General features: G+C 71.7%; 29 protein-coding genes. 16 read left to right on the forward strand and 13 right to left on the reverse strand.

Features of this window, described 5'->3' with window-relative positions:
• Positions 1 to 207 precede the first annotated feature (207 nt).
• Positions 208 to 762, reverse strand: a complete 555-nt coding sequence (locus AOJ26_RS32895; protein ID WP_053852023.1) for a VanZ family protein — start codon at positions 760 to 762, stop codon at positions 208 to 210.
• A 469-nt stretch (positions 763 to 1231) separates the two neighbouring features.
• The gene (locus tag AOJ26_RS32900) at positions 1232 to 1894 is read right to left on the reverse strand and encodes a DUF4230 domain-containing protein (RefSeq protein ID WP_053852024.1); all 663 of its coding nucleotides are present in this window, start codon (positions 1892 to 1894) and stop codon (positions 1232 to 1234) included.
• Positions 1895 to 2045: 151 nt separating this feature from the next.
• Between AOJ26_RS32900 and AOJ26_RS32905 the strand changes: the two genes are divergently transcribed.
• Positions 2046 to 3239 (forward strand): cytochrome P450, encoded by a 1194-nt coding sequence (locus AOJ26_RS32905; protein WP_053852025.1) that lies wholly within the window; start codon positions 2046 to 2048, stop codon positions 3237 to 3239.
• 6 nt (positions 3240 to 3245) lie between these two features.
• Here the strand turns inward: AOJ26_RS32905 and otr(A) are convergent, their stop codons facing one another.
• Positions 3246 to 5090, reverse strand: a complete 1845-nt coding sequence (gene otr(A) / locus AOJ26_RS32910; RefSeq protein ID WP_053852026.1) for a tetracycline resistance ribosomal protection protein Otr(A) — start codon at positions 5088 to 5090, stop codon at positions 3246 to 3248.
• A gap of 220 nt (positions 5091 to 5310) precedes the next feature.
• On the opposite strand from otr(A), the gene AOJ26_RS32915 reads away from it, so the two are divergent.
• The gene (locus AOJ26_RS32915) at positions 5311 to 6264 is read left to right on the forward strand and encodes a ribose-phosphate diphosphokinase (RefSeq protein ID WP_053852027.1); all 954 of its coding nucleotides are present in this window, start codon (positions 5311 to 5313) and stop codon (positions 6262 to 6264) included.
• Between the two features lie 57 nt (positions 6265 to 6321).
• Here the strand turns inward: AOJ26_RS32915 and AOJ26_RS32920 are convergent, their stop codons facing one another.
• Together AOJ26_RS32920 and AOJ26_RS32925 are read right to left on the reverse strand one after the other, a co-directional pair.
• Positions 6322 to 6738, reverse strand: a complete 417-nt coding sequence (locus tag AOJ26_RS32920) for an anti-sigma factor antagonist (RefSeq protein WP_053852028.1) — start codon at positions 6736 to 6738, stop codon at positions 6322 to 6324.
• A gap of 132 nt (positions 6739 to 6870) precedes the next feature.
• Positions 6871 to 7308, reverse strand: a complete 438-nt coding sequence (locus AOJ26_RS32925) for a MarR family winged helix-turn-helix transcriptional regulator (RefSeq protein WP_053852029.1) — start codon at positions 7306 to 7308, stop codon at positions 6871 to 6873.
• A 103-nt stretch (positions 7309 to 7411) separates the two neighbouring features.
• Between AOJ26_RS32925 and AOJ26_RS32930 the strand changes: the two genes are divergently transcribed.
• Both AOJ26_RS32930 and AOJ26_RS32935 read left to right on the forward strand, forming a co-directional pair.
• Complete coding sequence (locus AOJ26_RS32930) at positions 7412 to 8866, forward strand: aldehyde dehydrogenase family protein (RefSeq protein WP_053852030.1); 1455 nt, start codon at positions 7412 to 7414, stop codon at positions 8864 to 8866.
• A gap of 23 nt (positions 8867 to 8889) precedes the next feature.
• The gene (locus AOJ26_RS32935; RefSeq protein WP_053852031.1) at positions 8890 to 9996 is read left to right on the forward strand and encodes an NAD(P)-dependent alcohol dehydrogenase; all 1107 of its coding nucleotides are present in this window, start codon (positions 8890 to 8892) and stop codon (positions 9994 to 9996) included.
• Positions 9997 to 10004: 8 nt separating this feature from the next.
• Here AOJ26_RS32935 and AOJ26_RS32940 read toward each other — a convergent pair whose 3' ends face one another.
• Positions 10005 to 10955 (reverse strand): NADP-dependent oxidoreductase, encoded by a 951-nt coding sequence (locus AOJ26_RS32940; protein ID WP_234358732.1) that lies wholly within the window; start codon positions 10953 to 10955, stop codon positions 10005 to 10007.
• 71 nt (positions 10956 to 11026) lie between these two features.
• Between AOJ26_RS32940 and AOJ26_RS32945 the strand changes: the two genes are divergently transcribed.
• Positions 11027 to 11986, forward strand: a complete 960-nt coding sequence (locus AOJ26_RS32945) for a GlxA family transcriptional regulator (RefSeq protein ID WP_053852033.1) — start codon at positions 11027 to 11029, stop codon at positions 11984 to 11986.
• Positions 11987 to 12047: 61 nt separating this feature from the next.
• The gene (locus AOJ26_RS32950; protein WP_053852058.1) at positions 12048 to 12884 is read left to right on the forward strand and encodes a hypothetical protein; all 837 of its coding nucleotides are present in this window, start codon (positions 12048 to 12050) and stop codon (positions 12882 to 12884) included.
• A 7-nt stretch (positions 12885 to 12891) separates the two neighbouring features.
• On the opposite strand, the gene AOJ26_RS32955 is transcribed toward AOJ26_RS32950, so the two are convergent.
• Both AOJ26_RS32955 and AOJ26_RS32960 read right to left on the reverse strand, forming a co-directional pair.
• Positions 12892 to 13455 carry a TetR/AcrR family transcriptional regulator gene (locus AOJ26_RS32955; RefSeq protein ID WP_053852034.1) on the reverse strand — a complete coding sequence of 188 codons (564 nt, stop codon included), beginning with the start codon at positions 13453 to 13455 and terminating at the stop codon, positions 12892 to 12894.
• Positions 13452 to 13814 carry a DUF1304 domain-containing protein gene (locus tag AOJ26_RS32960; RefSeq protein WP_053852035.1) on the reverse strand — a complete coding sequence of 121 codons (363 nt, stop codon included), beginning with the start codon at positions 13812 to 13814 and terminating at the stop codon, positions 13452 to 13454. Before AOJ26_RS32960 ends, AOJ26_RS32955 begins: the two co-directional genes overlap by 4 nt.
• 91 nt (positions 13815 to 13905) lie before the next feature.
• Between AOJ26_RS32960 and AOJ26_RS32965 the strand changes: the two genes are divergently transcribed.
• The 3 genes from AOJ26_RS32965 to AOJ26_RS32975 all read left to right on the forward strand — a co-directional run bounded on the left by AOJ26_RS32965 (position 13906) and on the right by AOJ26_RS32975 (position 15403).
• On the forward strand, positions 13906 to 14439 hold the full coding sequence (locus AOJ26_RS32965) for a GNAT family N-acetyltransferase (RefSeq protein WP_053852059.1): 534 nt from the start codon (positions 13906 to 13908) through the stop codon (positions 14437 to 14439).
• A gap of 25 nt (positions 14440 to 14464) precedes the next feature.
• Entirely contained in the window at positions 14465 to 14932 is a 468-nt protein-coding gene (locus AOJ26_RS32970) for a pyridoxamine 5'-phosphate oxidase family protein (RefSeq protein ID WP_053852036.1), read from the forward strand.
• Positions 14933 to 15010: 78 nt separating this feature from the next.
• Positions 15011 to 15403 carry a VOC family protein gene (locus AOJ26_RS32975; protein ID WP_053852037.1) on the forward strand — a complete coding sequence of 131 codons (393 nt, stop codon included), beginning with the start codon at positions 15011 to 15013 and terminating at the stop codon, positions 15401 to 15403.
• A 1-nt stretch (position 15404) separates the two neighbouring features.
• On the opposite strand, the gene AOJ26_RS32980 is transcribed toward AOJ26_RS32975, so the two are convergent.
• Together AOJ26_RS32980 and AOJ26_RS32985 are read right to left on the reverse strand one after the other, a co-directional pair.
• Positions 15405 to 15701 (reverse strand): DUF4235 domain-containing protein, encoded by a 297-nt coding sequence (locus tag AOJ26_RS32980; RefSeq protein WP_053852038.1) that lies wholly within the window; start codon positions 15699 to 15701, stop codon positions 15405 to 15407.
• Between the two features lie 28 nt (positions 15702 to 15729).
• The gene (locus AOJ26_RS32985; protein WP_053852039.1) at positions 15730 to 16761 is read right to left on the reverse strand and encodes a glutathione S-transferase family protein; all 1032 of its coding nucleotides are present in this window, start codon (positions 16759 to 16761) and stop codon (positions 15730 to 15732) included.
• A 96-nt stretch (positions 16762 to 16857) separates the two neighbouring features.
• Here AOJ26_RS32985 and AOJ26_RS32990 point away from each other — a divergent pair, with 96 nt between their 5' ends.
• A complete protein-coding gene (locus AOJ26_RS32990; RefSeq protein WP_053852040.1) occupies positions 16858 to 17829 on the forward strand; it encodes a cation diffusion facilitator family transporter in 972 nt (323 codons plus the stop codon).
• A gap of 62 nt (positions 17830 to 17891) precedes the next feature.
• On the opposite strand, the gene AOJ26_RS32995 is transcribed toward AOJ26_RS32990, so the two are convergent.
• Positions 17892 to 18341 carry a nitroreductase family deazaflavin-dependent oxidoreductase gene (locus tag AOJ26_RS32995; RefSeq protein ID WP_053852041.1) on the reverse strand — a complete coding sequence of 150 codons (450 nt, stop codon included), beginning with the start codon at positions 18339 to 18341 and terminating at the stop codon, positions 17892 to 17894.
• Positions 18342 to 18737: 396 nt separating this feature from the next.
• Here AOJ26_RS32995 and AOJ26_RS33000 point away from each other — a divergent pair, with 396 nt between their 5' ends.
• Positions 18738 to 19937 carry a cytochrome P450 gene (locus tag AOJ26_RS33000; protein ID WP_053852042.1) on the forward strand — a complete coding sequence of 400 codons (1200 nt, stop codon included), beginning with the start codon at positions 18738 to 18740 and terminating at the stop codon, positions 19935 to 19937.
• A gap of 18 nt (positions 19938 to 19955) precedes the next feature.
• Positions 19956 to 20156 (forward strand): ferredoxin, encoded by a 201-nt coding sequence (locus AOJ26_RS33005; protein WP_053852060.1) that lies wholly within the window; start codon positions 19956 to 19958, stop codon positions 20154 to 20156.
• Between the two features lie 660 nt (positions 20157 to 20816).
• Here AOJ26_RS33005 and AOJ26_RS33010 read toward each other — a convergent pair.
• A complete protein-coding gene (locus AOJ26_RS33010; protein WP_053852043.1) occupies positions 20817 to 21380 on the reverse strand; it encodes a TetR/AcrR family transcriptional regulator in 564 nt (187 codons plus the stop codon).
• A 106-nt stretch (positions 21381 to 21486) separates the two neighbouring features.
• On the opposite strand from AOJ26_RS33010, the gene AOJ26_RS33015 reads away from it, so the two are divergent.
• The 3 genes from AOJ26_RS33015 to AOJ26_RS33025 all read left to right on the forward strand — a co-directional run bounded on the left by AOJ26_RS33015 (position 21487) and on the right by AOJ26_RS33025 (position 23540).
• Positions 21487 to 21945: a DUF1348 family protein gene (locus tag AOJ26_RS33015; RefSeq protein ID WP_053852044.1), complete on the forward strand. Its 459-nt coding sequence runs from the start codon at positions 21487 to 21489 to the stop codon at positions 21943 to 21945.
• A gap of 9 nt (positions 21946 to 21954) precedes the next feature.
• Positions 21955 to 22491 (forward strand): flavoprotein, encoded by a 537-nt coding sequence (locus AOJ26_RS33020; protein ID WP_053852045.1) that lies wholly within the window; start codon positions 21955 to 21957, stop codon positions 22489 to 22491.
• A gap of 77 nt (positions 22492 to 22568) precedes the next feature.
• A complete protein-coding gene (locus AOJ26_RS33025; RefSeq protein WP_053852046.1) occupies positions 22569 to 23540 on the forward strand; it encodes an aldo/keto reductase in 972 nt (323 codons plus the stop codon).
• 13 nt (positions 23541 to 23553) lie between these two features.
• Here the strand turns inward: AOJ26_RS33025 and AOJ26_RS33030 are convergent, their stop codons facing one another.
• Positions 23554 to 24354 (reverse strand): phytanoyl-CoA dioxygenase family protein, encoded by an 801-nt coding sequence (locus AOJ26_RS33030; protein WP_053852047.1) that lies wholly within the window; start codon positions 24352 to 24354, stop codon positions 23554 to 23556.
• Between the two features lie 63 nt (positions 24355 to 24417).
• On the opposite strand from AOJ26_RS33030, the gene AOJ26_RS33035 reads away from it, so the two are divergent.
• Complete coding sequence (locus AOJ26_RS33035; RefSeq protein WP_199828893.1) at positions 24418 to 25350, forward strand: helix-turn-helix domain-containing protein; 933 nt, start codon at positions 24418 to 24420, stop codon at positions 25348 to 25350.
• Positions 25351 to 25654: the final 304 nt, after the last annotated feature.

Here is a 25654-nt window from a genome sequence, read left to right on the forward strand (position 1 = left end):
TCACCGCGCTGTCCGCCGTACTGTACCGGAGGCGGTACAGTACGGCGGACAGCGCGGTGAGGAGACATCCGCGCAGCAGGCGTGAGGCGGCCACGGCTCATCCTTCGGGAGTGGGGGGTGAAGGTGTCGCCTCTTGATTTAAGGAGTGAGTTAAGGGGTCGTCAATACTTTGGTACAGACCAGAAGTAGAGCGGCCCGTCGGACCGCCTATGCCTTCTTCTCCTTCGCCGGCTTGTGCACCGCCCGGCTCAGCCGCCGCCCCAGCAGCAGATAGCCGATCAGGGCGCCGGAGGTGTTGAGGATGACGTCGTCGATGTCGAAGGCCCGGCCCTCCACCAGCGCGCCCTGCGCGAACTCGACCAGGAGCATCACGACGGCCGTCAGCAGCACGATCCGCAGCATTCCGCGGGTCTTCGGGGCGATGATCGGGACCAGGATGCCGAACGGCACGCCCAGCAGGATGTTCCCGCCGATCTGCTTGACCGCGTCCCGCATCTCGGGCTGGTCCAGATAGGCCTTCAGGGACGCGCCGGGGTGCAGGTTGGTGTGGGTCAGATCGACCGACGCGGGCGAGGGTTCGAGCGTCAGCCGGGCCAGCACGACGGCGAACGCCACCATGAACGCGAAGGCGAACACCATCGCCACGAAACGGACGACGAGCGAGAGCGGATCCCGCCGGGGACGGGCGGGTTCCGCCGCGCGCTCGGTCTTGGGGGTGCCGGTGTCCGACCCCGCTCGCGAACGTGAGGGCGCCCAGGCCATTACATTCCTCCGCTCATCAACTTCCCTGTGTCGTAAGGCGATTACCCCTGAACGTTCCGAGGATGCCGCCGCACCTCGACCGGACTCCGGTTTCCCTTGGACGGTCGGAGCAGTGGGGGCTGAGTACCGCGCGAGCCGCTACCGCACGCCCCCCGGGGGGCGGTGTTCGCCTTGCGCGCGACGGGCGTTTTCCCGGGCCACGACGACGGGGAGGCGGCGACGAGCCCGCCCTGCACGGCGCGGCCCCCGGATTCGCGAGGCTGGTCGCGCCTTCCGTGAACGAGACCGGGTCCGCGGGCGGGCTCCCCCTGTCCACCGGGCCCCGGCCGGCGTCCTGCTCGACCCTGTCGGCCGGGGGCCCTTGTCTCCTCGCCGTATCCCGCCGGAAGGCGTTCGCCGCACCGGACGCGGGGCTGCCCCTGCGGTCCGGTACGGCGGCGACTACGTGGCCCGGGTGCTCGGCGGCTGATCAGGTGCCGTAGGTGACCTCGACCTTCTTGAAGCCGAGGGACCCCAGCAGGCCCTTGAGCATGTGAGTGGTGTTGGTCTCGGCCCGCTTGGTCAGCTCGCTCTCCTTCGCCGCCTCGGTGATGTGCCTCACCGCGAGCTTCTGCACCGCCTGCTCGCTGTTGGGGTTGTCGGAGAAGAAGTCGCCGAGCCGGTCGAGCAGACCGCGCTGCTTGGAGACCGCGTAGGAGCGGTCGGCGTCCAGCGTGGCCTTGCCGAGCTGGGCGTGCGGGAGGTGCAGGGTGGCGGCCGTGCGGTCCTCGTTGACCGTCACGTCGTCCTTGGCGACCTTGCCGAGGTCCACGTAGGCGTCGACGGCGCCCGCCCCGACGTACAGGGTGCGGGAGCCGCGGATCGCGTCCGGCAGGAACTTCGTGTCCTTCTCCAGGTCCACGACGACCTGGAAATTGCCGGAGGCGGCGTCGTAACGGCTGATGTCCTGGATGGACTCCAGGAGTGCGGGACCCGAGCGGTCGTGGGTCTCCGTGCCGAACAGGTCCTTGAGGCCGGGAAGCACACTGAACCGGATACCGGCGAAGAACACCACGAGCACCACCACGACGGCGGTCAGCACCTTCGCCCAGCCCGGCATGCGCCTGGACACGCGCCTGATGGGAGTCGTCATGCGACGGCCCTCCTTCCTACTGCACGGATGCCCACGGATGACCCCCAAAAGCCAGGCCGGTCCGTCTTGTTGGCCAATTGCGACACAGACGGGGGCATGAGCGGCGCACTAGCGTGGAGACCTCTGCCCGCCGGCGTGTCTGGAGACCCGGATGAGCACGGACAGCACGTCCCGGACCCTTCGCCCCATGCACCGCATCCCCCTGCCGGAGAACGGCCCGCCCAGGCTCACCGCCCTGGCCACCGGCACCCCGGTGTGGCTCGTCACCCGCTACGCCGACGTGCGCCAGGTGCTCATGGATCCCCGCTTCGACCGGCGGTCGCTGCACGCCGAGGACGCCCCGCCGCTGCTCCTCGTGCCGAACCTGCTGGACTCCCCGGACGGCCTCCTCAACCAGGACGGCTCCTCGCACCAACTGCTGCGCGGCACCGTGCAGCGGGCCTTCACCCCGCGCGCGATCGCCCGCTGGCGGCCCTGGACCGCTTCCGTGGTGGAGTCCCTCCTCGACGACCTTGCCCGGCAGCCGCAGCCCGCCGACATCGTCGAGGGGTTCACCCGCAAGCTGCCGGTCTCGGTGATCTCCCGGCTGATGGGCCTCGAGCACGCCGACTGGGAGCGCATCCGCGACTGGGCCGACCACGCCCTGTCCGGCGGCGCGCACACCGCCGAGGAGGTCGGCGCGGCGATGCGGGCGTTCGGGCGCTTCTGCGCGGAACTGGTCGCCGAGCGGCGCGAGGAGCCGGGCGACGACCTGGTGAGCGCCCTGGTCGCCGCGGGCGACGGGCTCGGCATCGAGGAGCCGCGCCTGGTCGTCCTGGTCCTGGGCCTGGTCGTCGCCGGACACGAGACGACCATGACCGCCCTCGGCAACATCGTCGTCCACCTCCTCACCGACGGGCGGCAGGCCTGGCCGGGCCTCGCCGAGAGCGAGGAGGCGGCCGAGACCGCCGTCGAACAGTTGCTGCGCACGATCCCGCTGAGCGAGGGCAGGGTGCTGCCCGGGCTGATCCGCCGGGCCGTCGCGGACGCCGAGGTCGGCGGGGTGACGATCCCGGCGGGGGCCGTGGTCGCCGTCCAGACCAACGCGGCCAACCGGGACCCGGACGTCTTCCCGCGCCCCGAGGAGACCGACTTGTTCGCCCCGCTGACCACCCCGAGCGTGGTGTTCGGGGCGGGTCCGCACCACTGCCTGGGCGCTTGGCTGGCCCGTCTGGAGCTGGGGCTGGCCCTGCACCGGCTGGCGGTCCGGTTCCCCGGCCTGCGGGCCGAGTTCACCCCGGAGACGATCGCGTGGCGGGAGGGCCAGATGACCCGGGGGCCGCGGCGGCTGCCGGTGTCCTGGTGAGCACTTCTAGTGCGGCTTGAGTTCGCGGTCGCCCGAGGGCCTGGACCACCACACCCCCTCACCGTGGGTGAGCCCGGGCAGCCGCAGCTCGATCTCCCGCACCCGCCGGGCCGGGAGCTCACCGGTGATCACCCAGGCCGTGGTGTTGCCGGTCGTGCCCGTGAACTCGGCCCCGGCGGCGGCGAGTCGACCGGTGACCGAGGCCAGCGCGGCCGGCGGCACCTCGGCCTCGAACGCGTGGTACGGCTCGAACAGCCGGGTCCCCGCCCGCTCCAGGGCCCGCCGCAGCACGACCGGCGTGAGCCCGCGGAAGTCGGCGGCGGTGCTGAGCGGTCCCACGAAACCGGAGCGGACGAGGGTGACCCGGTAGTCCGTCACGGCCGCGCCGGTCAGCCCCGACTGCATGCCCGCGTGCACACTCTCCTCGACGGCCTGGTGGAACGCCCGTGGCAGCACGCCGAGTTCGGTCTCGTAGGCGAAGACCCCGCCGGAGTCGCGCTCACCCGGCTCGACCCGGAGGCCGATCGTCGCCCAGAGACGGGTCCCGAGATGCCAGGGGTTCTCCGCGGCGGCTTCCCCGGTGCCGCGGGGACGCTCCAGACAGCGCACCCGGCCCGGCGCGAAGTCCGCCTCGACGTCGAAGTCCTGGGCGAGGGTCGCCGCGAGCACCTCCATCTGGACCTCGCCGTAGAGGAGCAGTGCGGTGGCGCCGCCGGCCGCGGGACGCGCGTGGAGGAGGGGGTCCTGGTCGGCGAGGGCCAGCAGGGCCGAGCGCAGTCGGGCCGCCTGGCCGGGATGGCGGGCGGTGACCAGGGTCTCCAGGGTCGGGGGCGCGAACTGCGTTGCCCGGTCCGTGAGTTCGCCGAGACGGTCGCCCACGCGCAGTCCGGAGGAGAAGGCCAGCGCGGCGATGGTCCCGGCGGTGAGGGGCCCGCCCAGGCGGGTCACCCGCCCGTGGATCCGGCTCGTGGCGCCGTCGGCCTCCCGCCTGAGGAACGTCAGCCGCTGACGTTCCCTCACCTCACCCTCGTAGAGCCGCAGAAAGGCGGTGCGCTCACCGCCCGGGCCGGGGCGGACGGCGAACACCGTGCCGCGTGGTTCGCCCTCCCGTGGCGCGGGGCGGGCCGGGATCAGCTGGGTCATGCCCTCGACCAGGTGGGCCACGCCCTGGCCGCTGAGGGCCGAGCCGAAGAACACCGGGTGGAAGGAGCCGTCGGCGGTGCGGGCGGCCAGGGCCTCGCCCAGGTCGTCCGGGCTGGGCTCGGGGCCGTCCACGAGCGCCGCCAGGACGCCCGGGTCGACCTCGGCGAGGGCCTCGGCCAGCTTGCCGTCCCCGGGCAGGGCGGCCACCCGGGCGACGGAGGTGCCGATGCCCGACACCTCCGTGAGCGGGGCGACGCACGGCGTGAGCCTGCGCCGGATGTCCGCGAGCAGGGCCTCGTCGCGGGCGCCGGTACGGTCGATCTTGTTGACGAAGATCAGCGTGGGCATCCGCAGCCCGCGCAGGGTCCGCATCAGCACCCGGGTCCGTGCCTGGACGCCCTCCACGGCGGACAGCAGCAGCACCGCCCCGTCGAGGACCTCCAGGGCGCGCTCGACCTCGGCGACGAAGTCCGAGTGGCCGGGGGTGTCGATGAGGTTGATCCGGGTGCCGCCGACGGTGAAGGAGGCGACGGCGGAGCGGATGGTGATGCCGCGCTGCCGCTCGATCGCGCCGTCGTCGGTGCGGGTGTCGCCGGTGTCGACGCTGCCGAGCCGGTCGATCGCGCCGTGGTCGAACAGCAGGCGCTCGGTGAGGCTGGTCTTACCGGCGTCGACGTGGGCCAGAATGCCGATGTTCAGGGCGTGCATACGGGGTCGAGTCCTCGAGAACCGTGGGCCGAAGGGGGCGCTGGGTCGATTCGAGGAGTCGGCGCATGCGGGTGATCCTGACGTGAGGGAACCGGGACGGTGGCCATGATGACGCCCGCCGGCCGGGGCACCGCAACCGGTTTTCGACGCCCGGCCGGCCGACGGGTGGGCCAGTAGCATGAGCCCGGCAAGCCGAGATGATCATCCTAGGAGCGGATCCGTGCGAGACATCGCCGTGTTCAGCGGTAGCGCCCACCCCGAACTGGCGGCGGAGGTCTGCGCGCATCTGGGGGTGCCGCTCAGCCCCACCCGGGTCAGCCGGTTCGCCAACGACTGCCTGGAGGTGCAGCTCCAGGCCAACTGCCGGGAGCGGGACGTCTTCCTCGTGCAGCCGCTGGTCAGGCCGGTCCAGGAGCACCTGGTGGAGTTGCTGCTGATGTGCGACGCGGCCCGCGGTGCCTCCGCGCGCCGGATCACCGTCGTCATGCCGCACTACTCCTACGCCCGCTCCGACAAGAAGGACGCGCCCCGTATCTCCCTCGGCGGACGCCTCGTCGCCGACCTGATGGTGTCGGCCGGGGCGAGCCGGGTCCTCGCCATGACCCTGCACTCCCCGCAGGTGCACGGCTTCTTCTCGGTGCCCGTGGACCACCTGCACGCCCTGCGCGAGCTGGCCGCGCACTTCCAGCAGTACGACCTCTCCCGTACCACCGTGGTCTCCCCGGACCTCGGCAACGCCAAGGAGGCGGCCGCCTTCGCCCGGCTGATCGGCGCCCAGGTGGCCGCCGGCGCCAAGCAGCGGTTCGCCGACGACCGGGTCAGCATCAGCGACGTCATCGGCGAGATCGCCGGGCGGGACGTCATCGTGCTGGACGACGAGATCGCCAAGGGCAGCACGGTCCTGGAACTGCTCGAAAGACTGCGGGAGTTGGGCCCGCGGTCCATCCGGGTCGCGTGTACGCACGGGCTGTTCGCCGACGGCGCCCTCAAGCGGATCGGGGAGCAGCCCGACGTGCTGGAGATCGTGTGCACCAACACCGTGCCGGTCCCCGACGAGGAGCGCACCGACAAGCTGCGGATCCTGTCCATCGCCCCCGCCCTCGCCGAGGCCGTACGGCGCATTCACAACGGCGAGTCCGTCAGCGCCCTGTTCGACGCGCCCCGGAGCGAATAGCCGGGAAGCGGCGCGGGACGGCCTGGGCATCGATCCGGTGACCGGGAGTGCCCTCGGTCATAACGTCTCGGACGTCGCCTCGGGCTGTCCCAGGGCCGCGTCCAGCGACGGCAGCGGGGGCAGCAGCCGGGCCAGGCCGGTCACCCGGACGATCCGCAGGGTCAGCGGGTGCGTGCAGACCAGGAGCAGCGTGCCGTGGTGGGCGAGCACGCGCGAGCGGGCCCGGTACAGCAGCCGCAGCCCGGAGCAGTCGAAGAACTCCACCGCACTGAGGTCGATGACCAGCCGCGCCCCGGGCTGCCCGGTGAAGCGGTCCAGATGGGGGAGGAGCTCGGCGGCCGCGGCGATGTCGATCTCGCCGTGGAACTCCAGCACGGTGTGGCCGCGGTCCTGGTGGACGCGCAGATGCCGGGACGGCGGCGCGGGTTCCTGCTGCACGACGACATCGCCTCCAACCGGCTCCTTGGGGGGCATGGGGTGCGCGAAAACCCTTTCCCTGCCCTGCAAGTTACCCTCGATGGAGTGAATTTGAGCATGTTCGATTGACATATGTCTTTGATTTGCGGCGCTAGTTCGCGCCGTGTTCACGCGGGGCTCGCGCCCGGCTCACGACAAGGCGTGCCAGGCCCTGGTCAGCGCTTGCCGGAACTGCTCGGTCTGGTGCGCGGTGAGGTCCCGCACCATCCGCTCCTCCAGTTCCCGCACGGGGCCCGCGTGCCGATCGAGCAGCGCGCGCCCCTCCTCGGTCAGCAGGATCAGCCGCTCGCGGCGGTTCGTCGGATTGCGCTCCCGGCGCACCAGCCCGCGGGTCTCCAGGGAGCGCACGAGATCGGCGATCGACTGGGCGGTGACGAAGGAGTCCCGGGCCAGTTGCGCCGCGGACAGTCCGTCGTGCCGCTCCAGGACCGTGAGGGCCGTGTACTGCAGAGCGGTGATCCCGGACGGCCTGACCAGCTCGTCCAGATGGGAACGGACGACGAGCTCCACCTGTTTCACCATGTAGAGGAGTGACGGGGACGCCCTGGTCACCTGTGTGTCGAGCATGGGATCAGGCTAGGCCATTGACAGGAAACCTGTCTGTAAAGAGACTGCGAACCAACAGGAATCCTGTTTGTTGAAATCTTGGCGACGAAGCTGAGGAGCGGCGATGTCCTCCATCGAGATCGAACCCGGGCGGTTGTTCGTGGGCGGCCAGTGGCGCGAGGCCGCCGACGGCGCCCGCACCGAGGTGGTCGACCCGTCCCGGGGCGCGGTCCTCACCACCGTCGCGGAGGCCGGCGCCGCCGACGTGGACGCGGCCGTCCGCGCCGCCCGGGACGCCTTCGACGACGGCGCCTGGTCGGGCCTCAGCGGCCGCGAGCGTGGCCGGATCCTGCACCGGGTCGCCGAGCTGATCCGCGAGAACGCCGACGACCTCGCCCAACTGGAGAGCCTCGACGTCGGCAAGCCGATCTCGCTGTGCCACGCCGTGGACGTGACCAACGCGGCCAACGACTACGAGCACTTCGCGGCCCTCGCCCACTCCCTGGACGGCGCCGTCCGCAACACCCCCATGAACGCCCTCGCCTACACCAGACGCGAACCGCTCGGCGTGGTCGCCGCGATCACCCCCTTCAACTTCCCGCTCATCCTCGCCGGTTCCAAGATCGGCCCCGCCCTCGCCGCCGGCAACACGGTCGTGCACAAGCCGGCCGACGAGACCCCGCTCAGTGCCCTCTATATGGCCTCACTGCTCCAGCGGGCCGGTGTCCCGGACGGGGTCGTCAACGTCGTCACCGGCGCCGGGCCGGTGGCCGGCGAGGCCCTGCTGCGCCACCGGGGGATCGACAAGGTCGCCTTCACCGGCTCCACCGCGATCGGCCGGCACGTGGCCGCGACCGCAGGTGAGGCCCTCAAGCCCGTCACCATGGAGCTCGGCGGCAACGCGGCCAACATCGTCTTCGAGGACGCCGACCTGGAGAAGGCGGTCGGCGCGATCATCAAGGCGTTCGTCTTCAACACCGGCCAGTTCTGCATGGGCGGCCCGCGCCTGCTCGTGGCGCGCCCGGTCTACAGCACCCTGCTGGGCATCCTCGCCGACGCCGTGCCCGGCGTACCGGTCGGCGACCCGCGCGATCCCGGGACCGTCGTCGGTCCGATGGCGGGGGAGAAGCACCTGAAGAAGGTCGAGGAGTACGTCGACCTGGCCCGCAAGGAGGGCGGCCGGATCGTCTGCGGCGGTGAACGCCTGGATCTCGACGGCGGCTTCTACTACCGGCCCACCGTGATCGCCGACCTGTCCAACGACTCCCGCGTCGTACAGGAGGAGATCTTCGGCCCGGTCCTGACCGTGCAGCCCTTCGACACCGAGGACGAGGCCGTCGCGCTCGCCAACTCCACACCGTACGGCCTGGCTTCGGGCGTCCAGACGACCAACCTCGCCCGGGCGCACCGGATCGCCGACCGGCTCCAGGCGGGCATCGTCTGGGTCAACGACTGGGCGATGCTCGACCCCGCGGTGCCCTTCGGCGGGGTCAAGGACTCCGGCTACGGGCGTGAGTACGGCCCCGAGGCGCTCGACGCCTACACCAAGGTCAAGTCCGTCGTCGTCTCGCTCGACTGAGCGCCCGCAGAGGAGTTCGTACGATGTCCATCACCACCCGTGCCGCAGTGGTCGAGTCCGGCGGCGCGCCCTTCACCCTCTCCGACGTCACCCTCGACGAACCGGGACCCCGTGAGGCGCTCGTCCGCATGGTCGCCACCGGCCTGTGCCACACCGACCTCGGCGTGGCGAGCGGGGGACTGCCCTTCCCGCTGCCCGGAGTTCTCGGGCACGAGGGTGCGGGAGTCGTCGAGGCCGTGGGTTCCGCCGTCACCGGTGTGACCCCCGGCGACCATGTCGTGCTGTCGTTCACCTCCTGCGGCGACTGCCGCAACTGCGCCGGCGGACACCCCGCCTACTGCGCGACCTGGCTGCCGCTGAACCTCCTCGGCGGCCGCCGATCCGACGGCACCAGCACCATCAGCCGGGACGGCGAACCCCTCGGCGGACACTTCTTCGGCCAGTCCTCCTTCGCCGAGCGCGCCCTGGTCGACGAGCGCAGCCTCGTCAAGGTCGACCCGGAGGTGCCGCTGGAGTCCGTCGCCCCGCTCGGCTGCGGAGTGCAGACCGGAGTCGGTGCCGTGTGGAACGTACTGAAGCCGGTCACCGGCTCCACGATCGTCGTCCTCGGCGCCGGAGCCGTCGGCCTGTCCGCGGTCATGGCCGCCGCTCTCACCCCGGCCACGACGATCGTCGCCGTCGACCGGGTCGGTGAACGCCTCACCCTGGCGCGGGAGTTGGGTGCCACCCACACCGTCGACGCGGCCGGGGAGAACCTCGGCGAGGCCCTGGCCGCGATCACCGGCGGGCAGGGCGCGGACGGTGTCGTGGAGACCACGGGCAACGTGAGCGTGCTGCGCCAGGGCGTCGACGCGCTCGGCGCCCGCGGCACGCTGGTCGTCGTCGGCGCCCCGCCCTTCGGCACCGAGGTCTCCCTCGACGTCAACGGACTGCTCGGCGGCAAGCGGGTCGTCGGACTCACCCTCGGCGACGCCGAGACGCAGAGCTTCATCCCCGCCCTGGTCCGCCTCGTGAAGGAAGGCCGGCTCCCGCTGCACCGCCTGATCAGCGTCTATCCGTTCGCGGACATCGACCAGGCGGTGCGGGACATGGCCGCGGGCAAGGCGATCAAGCCCGTGCTGATGTTCTGAGCCCGGGGTCAGTCCGTCACCAGGACCAGCTTCCCCTTCGTCCGGCCGGTGTCGCCCAGCGCATGCGCCTCGGCGGCATCGGCCAGCGGGAAGGTGCCCGCGACGGTGGGCCGCAGCTCGCCCTTCTCGACCAGCTCGGCGATCGCCTCCATCCCCGCCCGGTCGGCGTCCACGAGCATGCGCACGGCCCGCACCCCGAGCCGCTCGGCCTCCTCGCCGAACTCGTCCGAGCCGACCGGCAGGATCGACACCACGATCCCGCCCGGCCGCAGCACCCGCAGCGAACGCACGGACGTCTCGCCGCCGAGCGTGTCCAGCACGACGTCCACGTCCTTCACCGCCTCGGCGAAGTCCGTCTCCCGGTAGTCGATCACCTCGTCCGCGCCCAGTTCGCGCAGGAAGTCGTGCTTGCCCGCGCTCGCGGTGCCGATCACATGGGCGCCCAGCGCCTTGGCGATCTGCACGGCCACATGGCCCACCCCGCCGGCCGCGGCGTGGATCAGCACCCGCTGTCCGGGCCGCAGTCCGGCGTTCTCGACCAGCGCCTGCCACGCGGTCAGCGACACGAGGGGCAGCGCGCCGGCCTGGACGTGGTCGATCGAAGCCGGCTTGTGCGTGAGGGCGCGCACGGGCGCGATCACGTACTCGGCGTGCGAGCCATGGCCCCACGGGTAGGGCAGCATGCCGAACACCTCGTCACCCGGCTCGAAGGCCGCGACGCCGATGCCGACCGCCTCGACCACGCCGGAGACGTCCCAGCCGAGGACGAACGGCGGCTCGCCGAGGAAGCCGCCGGTGGCGCGGTGCTTCCAGTCGGTCGGGTTCAGGCCGGCGGCCCGGACCCGGACCAGCACCTGGTTCGGTCGCGGCGCGGGGCGTTCGACCTCGATCTCCTGGAGGACCTCGGGACCGCCGAGAGTGTCCTGGCTGATGGCTCGCATGGTGTTCACAGTGCTCATGGTCATTCAGCCTGCCCGGCTCCGCCCGTCCGGGAAATGGCATGATTGCCAAGCTTCGATAGGATCGTGCCATGCGACATGTGCAGCGGACCGAGCGGGTCGTGGTGCTGGCCCTGGACGGCGTCTACCCCTTCGAGCTGGGCATCCCCAGCCGGATCCTCGGCGCCGCCGACGGCCGCTACGAGGTGCTGACCTGTTCGGTCGACGGCCGACCGGTGCGCACCAACGCCGACTTCACCATCGGCGTGGAACACGGACCCGAGATCCTCGCCACGGCCGACACCGTGGTGATCACACCCGTCGCGGCGGAGCGGATGCCCGTCGAGCTCCCGGAGGAGGTGCGCAAGGCGCTCGCCCTCATCCGCCCCGACGCCCGGATCGTCTCCATCTGCACCGGCGCCTTCGTGCTCGCCGCGGCCGGTCTCCTGGAGGGCCGCCGGGCGACCACCCACTGGCAGCTCGCCGACCACTTCCGGCGCCTGTACCCGCACGTCGACCTCGATCCCGACGTGCTCTTCGTCGACGACGACCGCATCCTCACCTCGGCCGGAGCCGCCTCCGGCGTGGACATCTGCCTGCACCTCGTCCGCAAGGACCACGGCAGCGAACTCGCCAACACCGTCGCCCGGCGCTGTGTGGTCCCGCCGTTCCGGGACGGCGGCCAGGCCCAGTACATCGAGCAGCCCGTCCCGGAGCAGGGCGCCGCGAGCACGGCCGCCACCCGGGCCTGGGCGCTGGAACGCCTCGACGAGCCCCTGACCCTGGGCGAGCTCGCCGCCCACGCCCGGATGAGCCTGCGCACCTTCGCCCGCCGCTTCAACGACGAGGTCGGTCTCAGCCCCGGCCGCTGGCTGATCCAGCAGCGCGTGGTCCGGGCCCGGCACCTCCTGGAGTCCAGCGATCTGTCGGTCGACCAGATCGCCGCCCGCGTCGGCTTCGCCACGGGAGCGTCCCTGCGCCAGCACCTCCACGCGGCGATCGGGGTCTCCCCGCAGGTCTACCGGCGCACCTTCCAGACGGCGGCCCGCTGAACGTTCCCGGCCGTCCCGGCGTCGAAGGATCATGAAGGCGGACGGTGTACAGGGGGCGGGCATGCGCGGAGGGCTGTGGGTGGCACTGGCGGCCGTGGCCATGACGACGGTGGGCTGTGCGTCGGGAGAGGGCCTGGTGATCGAGGGCGACGCACCGGCCACCGTCTACGACGGACCGATGCACGTCCCCACCGAGGAACTGGACGAGCACACACCGCGGGCGCTGCGGATCGTCTCGGGGGCCGCCGGACGGGCCCTGGAGTGCACGGGGGAGATCCACAACGGCAACGGCCCCGACGGCTGGAGCAAGGACGACGGCGGGGACGGTCCGGAGGAGGGACTGCAGCTGTACTTCGACCTGTTCGACCCGGGCGAGCCCCGCTCCGGCTACCGCGTGGAGCGCCGGGAGGCGGACCGCGTCCTGTACTCCTACGACGTCGGCGGCCGGACCAAGGTGGCCGTCGTGGTCGCCAAGGACCAGCAGAACAGGCCCGGTTGGGGCCCGGAGACCAGCGCGTCCTGCGACCCCTCCGAACTCCCCGCCGAGTGGACGGCCTCCCACGGCTACGAGATCTGGACCGACCGCGCGGGTGAGCGGGTGCCGACCACTGAGGTGGCCAGCGGCCCGGGAGACGACCACTGCGGCTGGACGGAGGTGCACTTCCTCCACCTCGGAGCGCGGACGTACGCCCGTGATCCGGAGGGCCTGCTCGAACCAGGCATGCTCACCGCGCCCTACGAGAGCTCGGCCACCGTCCCGGCGGACGCCCGCGACACCGGATACCGGTACGAGAGCCAGGAGTTGCTGGTGGCCGACAACCGGCGGACGGCGTACGTCCGCACCCCCGACGGTGTGGAGGCCTGGCCCCTGCTCAAGGAACAAGTGGCCTGCAAGTGAGCCGAGTTCACCGGCTGGCGTGCAGCGCGACCAGCAACTGCCAGACCTGGTCGGCGATGTCGGACGCGTCGCCGTCGAGCAGGCCGTGCAGCCAGTCGGCGAGGACGCCGGCGAAGGTGGCGGCGACCGCCGAGGCGACCAGCGGGGCGTCGGCGGCGCCCGCGAGCTCGCGCTCCCGCAGGCTGTAGGCCCGCAGGTCCCGGTGCAGCACGCGGCCCAGCGGTCCGCCGCCGCCCGGAGCGAGCAGGGACCGGTACAGGGCGGTGTGCGGGGTGAGCGAGGCGAAGAACTCCGCGAGCGCGGGCGGCGCGTGCACCGGGTCGGGCCGCCCGCGCCAGGCGTGCAGAGCCTCCACGGCGTCCCGTACGACGTCCGCGCAGGCGTCGACGGCGAGCGCCTCCAGGCTGTCGTAGTGCACGTAGAAGGTGGCCCGGCCGACCCCGGCCCGGCGCACCAGCGCGGCCACGCCGACCTCCTCCAGCGGCCGCTCGGCGCACTCCGCGAGCAGGACCTCCCGCAGCTTCGCCCGGGTGCGGGCCGCCCGCGGGTCCTCGGGGGCGGGGCGGGTCACCGCGCGAGGAGGACGGCGGCCAGGGCGAGCGCGCCCGGCAACGCCTGCGCGGCGAGGATCCGGACGTTGGCGGTGACGGCGCCGTACACGCCCGCGACGATCACGCAGACCAGGAAGAACACCTGCGCCCGGAAACCGGTCGGGTCCGCGGCTGCCAGACCCCACACCAGGCCCGCCGCGAGGAAGCCGTTGTAGAGCCCCTGGTTGGCCGCCATGGCGGCGGTGGCCCGGGCCATCTCCCGGTCGAAGCCGTGGAAGGACATCCCAGGCTTCCGCTGCCACAGGAACATCTCCATCACCAGGATGTACACGTGCAGCGCCGCCACCAGGCCGACCAGCACGTTCGCCAGGATCTCCATCAGCTTCCCCTACTTCTTGGACGTGTGTCCACTATAGCTGGACATCCGTCCAGGAAATCTGCTGTCAGTGTCAGCCGCTAGCGTGCGGGCCATGACCACCGACGAAGGCCTCACCGTCCGCCGCGCCCGTCCCGACGACATTCCGGGGCTCGTCGCCTCCAGCGCGGGCCTGTTCGCCGAGGACGCCGGGACCAGGGACCCGAGCGTCGACATCGGCTGGCCGCGCGAGCACGGGGCGGCCTCCTTCACGGCGGCCCTGGCGGACCCGGCCCGGCTCGTCCTGGTGGTGGCGCACGGCGGCGAGGTCGTGGGACACCTGACCGGCTCCCTGACCGAACCCTCGGCCGTGCGACCCGTCAGGTCGGCCACGCTGCAAGGCCTGTACGTCCGCCCGGCCCACCGGCGCGCCCGCGTCGGCGCCCGCCTGGTGGCGGAGTTCCTGGCCTGGGCCGAGGACCAGGGGGCGCGGCAGGCGGAGGTCGCCGCCTACTCGGCCAACCCGGAGGCGATCCGCTTCTACGAACGCCAGGGGTTCGGCGCCCACGCCGTGACGCTGCGGCACGCCCTGGGGCGAAAGAAGGAGGCGGAACCCGGGGCGAACGACCAGACTGATCACGACAGTTGACGAGCCGCCAGGAGGACCTACGCCGATGGCCCCGCAGCCACCCCGCCCCGCGAAGCAGCGCAAGCAGGACACCCTGCACCGACTGGAGCACGACGAGGACGTCTGGGTCGCCACGGCCCCGGACGACGCCTCGGGGGTGCCGTACCTCGTCCCGCTCTCGTTCCTCTGGGACGGCTCCGTGCTCCTCCTCGCGACCCCCGAGGCCAGTCCCACCGGCCGGAACCTGAAGGCGACCGGCCGGGTGCGGCTCGGTCTCGGACCCACCCGGGACGTCGTGATGATCGAAGGGACCGTGGACACCGTCACCCAGGACGAGTTGAGCCAGGAGGAGGGGGACCGGTTCGCCGGGCGGACCGGCTTCGACCCCCGGCAACTCACCACGCCCTACCTGTACTTCCGCGTCCACCCGCGACGCGTGCAGGCCTGGCGGGAGGCGAACGAACTCACAGGGCGCGAGCTGATGCGGGACGGACGGTGGCTGGCCGCCGACTGAATCGGCCGTGCCGGGATATCCGCAAGGTACAGGGCCGCGGGGCGTCGACACCCCGTGGCCGGACCCTTCGGAGGAGACATGGCACTGGTGAAAGCGGGGGTCGTGGTGCTCGACTGTGCCGAGCCCGAGAAGCTCGCCGTGTTCTACAAGGAGCTGCTGGCGGCCGAGGAGACCGACGCGACCGCGAACCGCGTGGAGATCAGGGGAGCGGACGGGTTCCGGCTGGCATTCCGCCGCGACGTGAACGCCACACCGCCGAGCTGGCCCCGCCCCGAGAACTCCCTCCAGGCCCACATCGACTTCGTGGTGGAGGACCTGGACGAGGTGGAGCGCAAGGTGGTGGAGCTCGGAGGACGCCCCCTGGAGACGAAGGACGCGGCGGGGCCGTTCGAGGAACGCGGATACGCCGACCCCGCCGGACACTCCTTCACCCTGCGCCTGGTCGCCTCGACGGCGCCCAAGCAGGGCTGAGTCAGTCGCGGCCGCCCTTGTCGTCGGCCGGCCAGACCCCGGTGGAGCGTTCGATGGCCGTGGCGCCCGCGCGGTCCACCGCGCTGCGGACCACGGCGAAAATGGCGCCCTGGACCGCCGCGGCCAGCAGGATCTCCCCCCAGCCGCGGTCACGGTCCAGGGCGTCGGGCGCGTTGTCCTCATGACGGATCGCCTTCCAGGTCTTCTGGAAGGCCAGTCCGGCCACCGTTCCGCTCGTCCAGCCCAGGACGAAGCCGAGGGGCTTGTAGGCGAGGGGCAGCTTCTTCTTCTTGGCCATGGCAGTCTCCTTGGTCAGTGGTCAGTGGTCAGTGGTCAGTGGTGGGTTGGTGGTGTGCCGGGACAGCCTCGGCCGCCGGCACCGGGTCCGGCGGGGTCCCGTCGCCGAACGGACGGCCGCCGAGCTCCTCACGGTGATGCGGCGTCAGCCACCCCGCCAGGTCCGGCCCGAGCGGCACGATGCCGGTCGGGTTGATACCGGAGTGCACCTGGTAGTAGTGCCGCTTGATGTGGTCGAAGTCGACGGTGTCGCCGAATCCCGGCGTCTGGTACAGATCGCGGACGTACGCCCACAGCACCTCGTTCTCCGTCAGCTTCCAGCGGTTGCACTTGAAGTGACCGTGGTAGACGGCGTCGAAACGCACCAATGTGGTGAACAGGCGGATGTCCGCCTCGGTGATGGTGTCCCCGACGAGGTACCGCTGCCGTTCCAGCCTCGGTGTCAGCAGTTCGAGCCGGCGGAACACACCCGCGCACGCCTCCTCGTACTCCTCCTGGCCGGTCGCGAAACCCGCCCGGTACACACCGTTGTTGACGTCCTCGTAGATGTCCGCCATCACCGTGTCGATCTCGTCGCGCAGTGCCCGCGGATACAGGTCGGGCGCGCCCTCCCGGTGCAGGGCCGTCCACTCGGTGGCCAGGTCCAGGGTGAGCTGCTGGTAGTCGTTGGTGACCAGCTTCCCGCTGGGGACGTCCACGAGCGCGGGCACGCTGACCCCGCCCGGATAGTCGCTCTCCCGCTTGTCGTAGGCCTCGCTCAGGTAGCGGATGCCCAGCACGGGGTCGCGGCCGTCCGGGTCCAGGGTGAAACGCCAGCTGCGGTCGTCCTGGATCGGATCGGCGATCGCCATCGAGAGCGCGTCCTCCAGCCCGAGCAGCCGTCGCGAGATCACCGCCCGGCTGGCCCAGGGGCACGCACGGCTGACCACCAGGCGGTAGCGGTCGGCCTCCACCGGCCAGCCGTCCCGGCCGTCGGCGGTGACCCGGTCCGCGAAATGACTCTTGGACCGCTTGAACGCCTTCTGGCCGTACGCGCTGTTGCCGTCGTCGGCGCTGCCCATGCTTCCTCCTGTGTGCCGCCTGTCCTGGTGGACGCGTTCCCCGTTTTCGGGAATCGGCACGGTGTGAGTGCCCCTTGAGCCGGGCAGTCGGCGTGGGTGAGCGGGACATCGACGAACGACGAAGCGGACCGGAAAACTCGCGTCACCGTACTGGTGGCCCTGGCGGCGAACCTGGTGATCGCCGTCGCCAAGGCCGTCGGCGGCCTCCTGGCAGGCTCGCCCGCGCTGCTGTCGGAAGCGGCGCACTCCGTGGCGGACAGCCTCAACGAGGTCTTCCTGCTGGCCGCGCTGCGCCGCAGCCGCCGCCCCGCCGACCGGCGACATCCCTTCGGCTACGGCAAGGAGCGGTTCTTCTGGTCGCTCATCGCGGCCGTCGGCATCTTCGTGATGGGCGGCTGCTTCTCCTTCTTCCAGGGCGTGGAGGCGCTCCGCAACGGAGCCGAGGAGGAGCTCAGCGGCTATGTGGCCGGTCTGATCGTGCTGGGCGTGGCGTTCATCGCCGAAGGCGTGTCGCTGCTGCGGGCACTGCACCAGGTGCGCAAGCAGGGCGGGGCCGCCGAGGGCATGCGCGACCCGGCCCTGCGCACGGTCGTCGCCGAGGACGGCACGGCGGTGCTCGGGGTGACGCTGGCCATGGTCGGCATGGCGCTGCACATGGTCACCGGGCAGGTGGTGTGGGAGGCGTCCGCCTCCCTGGCCATCGGTGTGCTGCTGGTCTACGTGGCCTACCGGCTGGGCCGCGAGGCCAAGGGGCAGCTCATCGGCGAGGCCGCGGACCCGGAGTCCAGTGCCCGGATCAGGGCAGTGCTGGAGGCGCAGCCCGAGATCGACAGCGTGGAGGCGCTGTTCACCATGAAGATGGGGCTGGACTCGGTCCTGGTGGCCGCCCGGGTCGACCTGGTGCCGGGCCTGGACAGCGAGGAGGTCGAGGAGGTCGCCGTGCGCATCAAGCGGTCCGTGTCCCGGACCGTGGCCGAGGCGGACCAGATCTTCCTCGACGTGACCGACCGGCCGGCCGAGGAGGCAGCGGAAAGCCCCGCCGCGACGGGGGAACGCGGCGGGGCCTGACGCTCAGGTGCCCGGCCGGAGCCGGTTCATGCGTCGTCGTCGGGACATTTCTCCGCGGGCGGTCAGTTCCCGTCCGAGGGTTCCAGCACGAAGACCGGAATCACCCGGTCCGTCTTCTTCTGGTAGTCGGCGTAGGGCGGGTACGCGGCGACGGCACGCTCCCACCACTCGTCCTTCTCCGCCCCCGTGACCTCGCGGGCGACGAAGTCCCGCTTGACCGGGCCGTCCTGGAGCTCGACGTGCGGGTCGGCCTTGACGTTGTGGTACCAGACCGGGTGCTTGGGCGCCCCGCCCAGCGAGGCGACCACCGCGTACCGCCCCTCGTGCTCGACCCGCATCAACGGCGTCTTGCGGATACGGCCGCTCTTCGCGCCGCGGGTCGTCAGCACGATGACCGGCATCCCCGTGTCCATGAGCGTGTTGCCCTCGGTACCACCGGAGCTCTCGTACAACTCCACCTGCTCACGCACCCACTGGGTCGGGCTGGGCTCGTACTCGCCCTCAAGAGGCATGGTTCACGTCTCCTCGTTCGCTACGGCGTCTCGCACGGCACTTCAACGCAGCCCCGCACGGGAATCATCCCGAGCGGGTTCCCAGGGACCTGCCCCCTACGAGGACCGCTGACACGGCGTTCCGCGGTGGTGACGTGCACGTCATGGCCGACGGAGCCCACACCGCCGGAGCCCGGTGTGGCCGGATACCGAGGTGGGCGGAGGGCTTCCTTCCGGACGGGCCGGCGTGATGCCGGGGCACGGCCGCCCCGCCCGGGAAGGAAACCCTCGGTACGGCGGCGATCTCCGGCCAGATCGGCCCCGCCACCGATCTGGCCGAACTTGTCGTCGCCCCATAGATGCCCGGGGCATCTAATGAAGTCCTGCACGAGGCACCCTTCGTCTGCGAGGTCTTCCATGACGGAAACGGAACCCGTCGCCTTCCCCCAGGACCGGACCTGCCCCTACCACCCGCCCGCCGCCTACGACTCCCTTCGCGCCGACCGCCCGTTGTCCCGGATCACCCTCTTCGACGGCCGTCCGGCCTGGCTGGTCACCGGACACGGCACCGCACGCGCCCTGCTCGCCGACCCCCGGCTGTCCACCGACCGCACCCGGGACGGCTTTCCCGCGCCCACGGCACGCTTCGCGGCGGTCAGAAACCGGAGGACCGCGCTGCTGGGCGTCGACGACCCGGAACACCGCGTCCAGCGACGCATGATGGTGCCCAGTTTCACGCTGCGCCGGGCCACCGAACTGCGCCCCCGCATCCAGGAGATCGTCGACGAACGCATCGACGCGATGATCGCCCAGGGACCGCCCGCGGAGCTGGTGACCGCCTTCGCGCTGCCCGTCCCCTCGACCGTGATCTGCGCCCTGCTCGGCGTGCCCTACACCGACCACGACTTCTTCGAGGGACAGTCCCGGCGCCTGCTGCGCGGCCCCACGGCCGACGACGTCATGGACGCGCGCGATCAACTCGAGGCGTACTTCGACGAGTTGATCGACCGTAAACAGAAGCAGCCGGAGCCCGGCGACGGTGTGCTCGACGAACTCGTGCACCGCGAGCTGCGGAACGGGGAGCTGAACCGTGAGGGGCTCATCGCCCTGGCGATCATCCTGCTGGTCGCCGGCCATGAGACCACCGCCAACATGATCTCGCTCGGCACCTTCACCCTCCTGCGACACCCCGACCGACTGGCCGAGTTGCGCACCGACCCCGCGCTGATCCCGAACGCGGTCGAGGAGCTCATGCGGATGCTGTCGATCGCCGACGGACTGCTGCGGATGGCCCTGGAGGACATCGAGGTGGCCGGCACCACGATCCGGGCGGGCGAGGGGGTCGTGTTCGCGACCTCCGTCGTCAACCGTGACGAGGACGTCTACCCCGACCCCGACACCCTCGACTGGCACCGGTCCGCCCGGCACCACATCGCGTTCGGCTTCGGCATCCACCAGTGCCTCGGCCAGAACCTCGCCCGCGCCGAACTGGAGATCGCCCTGGGCACCCTCTTCGACCGGCTGCCCACCCTGCGGCTGGCGGCCCCCGCCGAGGAGATCCCCTTCAAACCCGGCGACACGATCCAGGGGATGCTGGAACTCCCCGTGACCTGGTAAGAGGCTCCGGCGATGCGCATGGACATCGACATCGACAAGGACGTCTGCATCGGGGCGGGCCAGTGCGCCCTGGCCGCCCCGGGCGTCTTCACCCAGGACGACGACGGCTTCAGCGCGCTCCTGCCCGGCAGGGAGGACGGCGGCGGCGACCCCATGGTCCGAGAGGCCGCCCGGGCCTGCCCCGTCGCCGCCATCACCGTGTCGGAGACGGTGAGCTGACACGGCGGGGCGGACCGCCGTCGCACGGGCTGCCCCGCCCGTCCTCGACCACGCAGGTGCACATGAACAGCGGCCGTCCGCCCGGGACGCGGACCGGCGGCGCTCACGTCGAGCTGCGGGCGTCCCGGGTCACCGCCCGGGCGGCCCGCGCGGCAGCGCGAGCGGGTCGGGCGTGACGCACCCGGCTGCCGCGCCGGGACCCGGAGCAGCTCGCGGCCGGCTCGCCCGGTGAGAGCCCGGCAGCCGCCGGGCCGCTTCCCGCGCTCCGGCGGCGCGGCGGGACTCGGTGCGGCCCTCGCCGTCAATGGTTCCGGATGCGAGTGGTCCGGGAGGGCTACCCGGTGCGCGGCGCCCGTGGTTGTGCCGGTGGGAGCACAGGAGGGCCGGATCGCTTCCCGTGCCTCGGCGGGCGCGGCAGCGGTTTCGTGTGATGCCCGCCGCCACCCGCTCCCGGTGACCCATCACCCGGTAGGCCGCCCAGAGCGCGCCGCCCCTGGCCGGCCCGGTCCGGGCCGCCTCACGCGTCTCGGCGGCAGGGCTGGAGCCTCCGGGTAATCCTCGCCGTCACCGGCTCCAGGCGTCCCGCGGTCTGAGAGGCCGCCCGAATCCCGGTCTGTCGCCGCCGTGCAGGCCCGCGCGCGGAGGCCGGCACCGTCCCGCTCAGTGTCCCGTGCGGTGGGCGCCCAGCAGCAGCCGGGCCGCGTCCCGGGCCTCCGTGGCCGGGTGGGTGGTTCCCGTGATCCCCGCCGTCACCATCGCGCCCTCGGCGAGCAGGAAGAGCGGTCCCGCCAGTGCCGCGGGCCGCCCCGAGTCGGCCACGAGGGAGGCGAGGTAGTCGGCGAACGCCCGCTTGTGGGCCCGGACCTGGGTCACCACCCGGTCCGAGGTCGCGCCCAGCTCGCCGTAGGAGTTGATCCACGCGCACCCGCGGAAGCCCTCCTCGCCGAACCATTCCTCCAGCCAGTCGAAGACAGCCAGGATCCGTTCCTCGGGGTCCGGCCGGCGTGCCACGAACTCGGCCAGCCGGCCCCGCCAGCGTCCGTCCCGCCGCTCCAGATAGGCCTCCACGAGCTGCTCCTTGGCCGGGAACAGCTGGTAGAGCCGCTTGAGGGAGACCCCGGACGCGCCGCGTATCTCGTCCATGCCGACGGACTGGACGCCCCGCCCGTAGAACAGCTCCTCGGCGGCGTCCAGCACCCGCTCGCGGGCCACTGCGCTGTCCATGGACGGCCACTCCTTGACGTGAGAACGCGCGTTCTCCTACGGTAGCAGGCACCCCGGAGAACGCCCGTTCTCCGCCTTGTCGGCCGCTTCGGCCACGGAGGACGAGATGAACGACCGCCCGCCCCTGCCGCCCTTCACCCGCGACACCGCCGCCCGGAAGGTGCAGGCCGCCGAGGACGCCTGGAACACCCGCGACCCGCAGCGGGTGGCGCTCGCGTACTCGGAGGACTCCGTGTGGCGCAACCGCGGCACCTTCGTCACCGGCCGAGCCGAGATCGTCGAGTTCCTCACCGCGAAGTGGGCGCGCGAGCGGGAGTACGCGCTGCGCAAGGACCTGTGGGCGTTCGACGGCAACCGCATCGCGGTCCGTTTCCAGTACGAGTGCCAGGACGCCGAGGGGCAGTGGTGGCGGTCGTACGGCAACGAGCTGTGGGAGTTCGACGAGCACGGGCTGATGACCCGGCGCGAGGCGAGCATCAACGACGTGCCCATCGAGGAGAAGGACCGCCGGATCCGCGGACCGCGGCCCGAGAGCGAGCGGGGGCTGTCCTTCCCGCTTCAGTAGGCTTCCCGGATGACCGCACAGGGCTCTCGAGCGACCGCACAGGACGAGACACCGCCCTTCCTGTACGTCGTTGTCTGCGCCGCCGGCATCGCCGCGGGCGTCGGCAGGCTGATCACCGCGGCGCAGGAGCGGCAGTGGCAGGTCGGCGTCATCGCCACGCCCACCGCCATGAACGGCTTCTTCGACGCGGCCGCCGTCGAGGCGCAGACCGGCTACCCGATCCGTTCCGCGTGGCGCCGCCCGGGGGACGCGCGGCCCTTCCCGGACCCGGACGCCGTCGTGGTCGCCCCGGCCACCTTCAACACGATCAACAAGTGGGCGGCCGGCATCGCCGACACCCTCGCCGTGGGCACGCTGTGCGAGGTGGTCGGACGGGGCGTGCCCGTCGGTGTCCTGCCCTGTGTCTCCGACGACCTCGCCGGGCACCCCGCCTACCAGGACAGCCTGATCCGGCTGCGGGGGATGGGCGTGCGGTTCGGACACCCCCACCGGGGCGAGGGGGACGGGGAGTTCGCGTGGGAGCGGGCGCTGGACCTGGTCGAGTAGACCCGGGAGGGGACCTTGATCGCCCGCGAGGTCGTACGCTCCCCTTCGGACCCCTCTCGAAGGCAGGAGCAGCAACGATGCAGTACGTGAAGCTCGGTTCGACGGGCCTGGACGTCTCGCGGATCTGTCTGGGCTGCATGTCCTACGGCCTGCCGGACCGCGGCGTGCACGAGTGGACCCTCGACGAGGAGGCGTCGCGGCCACTGATACGACAGGCACTGGACGCCGGGATCAACTTCTTCGACACCGCGAACGTCTACTCCGACGGCACCAGCGAGGAGATCGTCGGCAAGGCCCTCGCGGACTTCGCGAACCGCGACGAGATCGTCCTCGCGACCAAGGTGAACGGCCGGATGCGGTCCGGGCAGAACGCGGCGGGGCTCTCCCGCAAGGCGATCATGACGGAGATCGACCACAGCCTGCGGCGGCTCGGCACCGACTACGTCGACCTGTACCAGATCCACCGCTTCGACCCCCGGACGCCGGTCGAGGAGACGATGGAGGCGCTGCACGACCTGGTGAAGGCGGGCAAGGTGCGCTACATCGGGGCGAGTTCGATGTACGCCTGGCAGTTCTCCAAGATGCAGTACACGGCCGAGCGGCACGGCTGGACCAGGTTCGTGTCCATGCAGAACCACTACAACCTCCTCTACCGCGAGGAGGAGCGCGAGATGCTGCCGCTCTGCGCCGACCAGGGAGTCAGCACCCTGCCGTGGAGTCCGCTGGCCCGCGGCCGCCTGACCCGGGACTGGGGCACGGTCACCGACCGCAGCTCCACCGACGACTTCGGCAGCCGCCTCTACCAGGACGGTGACCGCACCATCGTCGAGGCGGTCACCCGCATCGCCGGCGACCGGGGCGTCCCCCGCGCCCGGGTGGCCCTGGCCTGGCTGCTGGCCCAGGACACGGTGGCGGCCCCGATCGTGGGAGCGGGCAAGCCGCACCACATCGAGGACGCCGTGGCGGCGGTGGACCTGGAGCTCAGCGAGAAGGAGATCGAGGAACTGGAGAGGCCCTACACGGCCCGCCCCGTCGTCGGTCACGGCTGACAGGCCCGCCTGGCTAGTGAGGTCCGTGCGGTGCGAACTCCGTACCGCACGGACCCGCCCCCTCGCTCTCCGCCAGGGCCACCCGCTCGCCGTTCATCGACAACGTCCGGTAGTAGTGCCCGATCCGCTCGGTGGAGGCGCCCACGTAGTGCCCGATGAACGAGCGCCGGAACCGGTCGGCGGTGCGGTTCGGCCGGGATCCGTGCACCAGGCTGCCGTTGAAGAACAGGACGTCCCCCGGAGCCATGTCGACGGGAACCGGCGCGAGCCCCGGCGGCGGTGGCACGTACTCCCGCGCGAACGACACCTCGGAGTCCGCGAGTTCGGGGCAGAACAGGTCCATCCGGTGCGTGCCCGGGACGACTTCGAGACCGCCGTTGTCCCGGTCGATCACATCGCAGGCCACCCAGGCCGCGACACACGTGCCCGGCTCGGCCCGCAGATAGAAGTTGTCCTGGTGCAGCGCCTGCCCGCGCGCCCCCGGCGGCTTGAAGTAGAACATGCTCTGCGCGGCCAGCACCTCCTCCCCGAGCAGCGTCTCCAGCACCTCCCGCAGTCGCGCGTCCAGCAGGAACCGCCGCGCGAGGTCGCTGATCTCGTGCGGCTGCATCACGCGCGGATACCTCCGCAGCGGATCAGCCGACTCACCCCGCGCGCTCGGCTCGAAGTGCCCCGGCACCGGCCCCCCGGCGTGCAGGGCCGTGAACGCGGCGCACAGCCGGTCGATCTCCTCGCGCGCGAACAGCCCCCGGGCGACCGTGAAGCCGTCCTCCTGGAACCGCCGGACCCCTGTCGCGATGCCTGTGACTGTCATGTGTCCCCTCCTCGGTCTGATGTGTTCCACTCGTCACGCTAGGCCGCAGCCCGTGCCAGGAGGATGCCCGTGACCGCCGACGGATTGCCCGAGACCGCTGCCTCCCATGACCCCGGTCCGCCGCCGGGCCTCGTGGTCGTGGGCCGCTACGACGAACGCCCGGGGTACGCCGTCCAGCGGCCGCGTGGCGCCGAGAGCTGGCTGTTCACCTGGACGCTGAACGGCCGGGGCACCCTGCGCCAGGGACGGAGCGAGACCGGTGCGGGCGCCGGCGACCTGGTGGTGCTCGCTCCCGGCACCCCGCACCGCTACGGCGTCCAACAGGGCGCAGACCACTGGGAGTTCTGGTGGGCGCACTGCGGAGCCCGGCCGTCCTGGACCGCCTGGCTGGGACCGCACGGCAGGGGAGACGGGCTGTACGTCGTCACCCCGGAGCCCGCCGGCGCCGGCTCGCACGCCCGTATCGAGGCGGCCTTCCGCCGGATGCTCGCCGACGCCCGCTGGACGGGCACCGGCACCCCGCCCGACACCGCCCCGCCCGACGACCGGGTGGCCGTCGCCGTGGCCCACGGCACCACGGCCCGCGAACTCGCCCTGTGCGCACTGGAGGAGGTCGTGCTGCTCACCGCCGGAGCCGCGCGCGGGACGCGGTCCGGGACCGGCGTCGACCCCCGTGTCCAGCGCGCCCAGGAGCTGATCGCCGCCGACCCCGGTGCCCCGCACACCGTCCGGTCGCTCGCCGCCGAGGTCTCGCTCTCCCCGTCCCGGTTCGCCCACCTCTTCACCGGGCAGCTCGGCCGCTCACCCATGCGCGCGCTCCGCGAGGCGCGGTTGCAGCACGCCGCCCGGCTGCTGGAGAGCACCGACCTGTCCGTGGAACGCGTCGCGGCCGCCTCCGGCTTCGCCAGCCCCTTCCACTTCAACCGTGTCTTCCGTGACCGCTACGGCACTCCGCCGGGTGCCTACCGGGCGGGCTCCCCAATGGTTGGGGCATGACATCACCGGGCGCCCGGACATGCTGTGTAGTGGACGTTCAATGGTTGTCTGGATCTCGTCAGGGAGTTGACTGGATCTCGTTTCCCATTGCCGAATCCCAAGAACCGCAAACCGCGGGGCCCCGGTGTTGACAAAACGTCTATCTATGCCGGGCCAACGGGAGGCGTAAAAGCGCGAGATCACTTGTTGGGCGTCCCTGACCTGTGCAAAGGTGTGCCTTGTCAGCGCACGGACAATGCAAATTCCTCCTGTGTGCACGTGACCCCCGCCGTACGCCCTTCATGCTTCAAAAGAGCTGTCCCAG

This window comes from Streptomyces sp. NRRL B-24085 (assembly GCF_001282115.1).
GTDB lineage: Bacteria > Actinomycetota > Actinomycetes > Streptomycetales > Streptomycetaceae > Streptomyces.

Excerpts from the sequence above, each read along its gene's own strand:
- AOJ26_RS32895 (WP_053852023.1), bottom strand. The coding sequence starts at position 762 with ATGGCCTGGGCGCCCTCACGTTCGCGAGCGGGGTCGGACACCGGCACC.
- AOJ26_RS32900 (WP_053852024.1), bottom strand. The coding sequence starts at position 1,894 with ATGACGACTCCCATCAGGCGCGTGTCCAGGCGCATGCCGGGCTGGGCG.
- AOJ26_RS32905 (WP_053852025.1), top strand. The coding sequence starts at position 2,046 with ATGAGCACGGACAGCACGTCCCGGACCCTTCGCCCCATGCACCGCATC.
- AOJ26_RS32920 (WP_053852028.1), bottom strand. The coding sequence starts at position 6,738 with ATGCCCCCCAAGGAGCCGGTTGGAGGCGATGTCGTCGTGCAGCAGGAA.
- AOJ26_RS32925 (WP_053852029.1), bottom strand. The coding sequence starts at position 7,308 with ATGCTCGACACACAGGTGACCAGGGCGTCCCCGTCACTCCTCTACATG.
- AOJ26_RS32930 (WP_053852030.1), top strand. The coding sequence starts at position 7,412 with ATGTCCTCCATCGAGATCGAACCCGGGCGGTTGTTCGTGGGCGGCCAG.
- AOJ26_RS32935 (WP_053852031.1), top strand. The coding sequence starts at position 8,890 with ATGTCCATCACCACCCGTGCCGCAGTGGTCGAGTCCGGCGGCGCGCCC.
- AOJ26_RS32940 (WP_234358732.1), bottom strand. The coding sequence starts at position 10,955 with ATGAGCACTGTGAACACCATGCGAGCCATCAGCCAGGACACTCTCGGC.
- AOJ26_RS32945 (WP_053852033.1), top strand. The coding sequence starts at position 11,027 with ATGCGACATGTGCAGCGGACCGAGCGGGTCGTGGTGCTGGCCCTGGAC.
- AOJ26_RS32950 (WP_053852058.1), top strand. The coding sequence starts at position 12,048 with ATGCGCGGAGGGCTGTGGGTGGCACTGGCGGCCGTGGCCATGACGACG.
- AOJ26_RS32960 (WP_053852035.1), bottom strand. The coding sequence starts at position 13,814 with ATGGAGATCCTGGCGAACGTGCTGGTCGGCCTGGTGGCGGCGCTGCAC.
- AOJ26_RS32965 (WP_053852059.1), top strand. The coding sequence starts at position 13,906 with ATGACCACCGACGAAGGCCTCACCGTCCGCCGCGCCCGTCCCGACGAC.
- AOJ26_RS32970 (WP_053852036.1), top strand. The coding sequence starts at position 14,465 with ATGGCCCCGCAGCCACCCCGCCCCGCGAAGCAGCGCAAGCAGGACACC.
- AOJ26_RS32975 (WP_053852037.1), top strand. The coding sequence starts at position 15,011 with ATGGCACTGGTGAAAGCGGGGGTCGTGGTGCTCGACTGTGCCGAGCCC.
- AOJ26_RS32980 (WP_053852038.1), bottom strand. The coding sequence starts at position 15,701 with ATGGCCAAGAAGAAGAAGCTGCCCCTCGCCTACAAGCCCCTCGGCTTC.
- AOJ26_RS32985 (WP_053852039.1), bottom strand. The coding sequence starts at position 16,761 with ATGGGCAGCGCCGACGACGGCAACAGCGCGTACGGCCAGAAGGCGTTC.
- AOJ26_RS32995 (WP_053852041.1), bottom strand. The coding sequence starts at position 18,341 with ATGCCTCTTGAGGGCGAGTACGAGCCCAGCCCGACCCAGTGGGTGCGT.
- AOJ26_RS33000 (WP_053852042.1), top strand. The coding sequence starts at position 18,738 with ATGACGGAAACGGAACCCGTCGCCTTCCCCCAGGACCGGACCTGCCCC.
- AOJ26_RS33005 (WP_053852060.1), top strand. The coding sequence starts at position 19,956 with ATGGACATCGACATCGACAAGGACGTCTGCATCGGGGCGGGCCAGTGC.
- AOJ26_RS33010 (WP_053852043.1), bottom strand. The coding sequence starts at position 21,380 with ATGGACAGCGCAGTGGCCCGCGAGCGGGTGCTGGACGCCGCCGAGGAG.
- AOJ26_RS33015 (WP_053852044.1), top strand. The coding sequence starts at position 21,487 with ATGAACGACCGCCCGCCCCTGCCGCCCTTCACCCGCGACACCGCCGCC.
- AOJ26_RS33020 (WP_053852045.1), top strand. The coding sequence starts at position 21,955 with ATGACCGCACAGGGCTCTCGAGCGACCGCACAGGACGAGACACCGCCC.
- AOJ26_RS33025 (WP_053852046.1), top strand. The coding sequence starts at position 22,569 with ATGCAGTACGTGAAGCTCGGTTCGACGGGCCTGGACGTCTCGCGGATC.
- AOJ26_RS33030 (WP_053852047.1), bottom strand. The coding sequence starts at position 24,354 with ATGACAGTCACAGGCATCGCGACAGGGGTCCGGCGGTTCCAGGAGGAC.
- AOJ26_RS33035 (WP_199828893.1), top strand. The coding sequence starts at position 24,418 with ATGCCCGTGACCGCCGACGGATTGCCCGAGACCGCTGCCTCCCATGAC.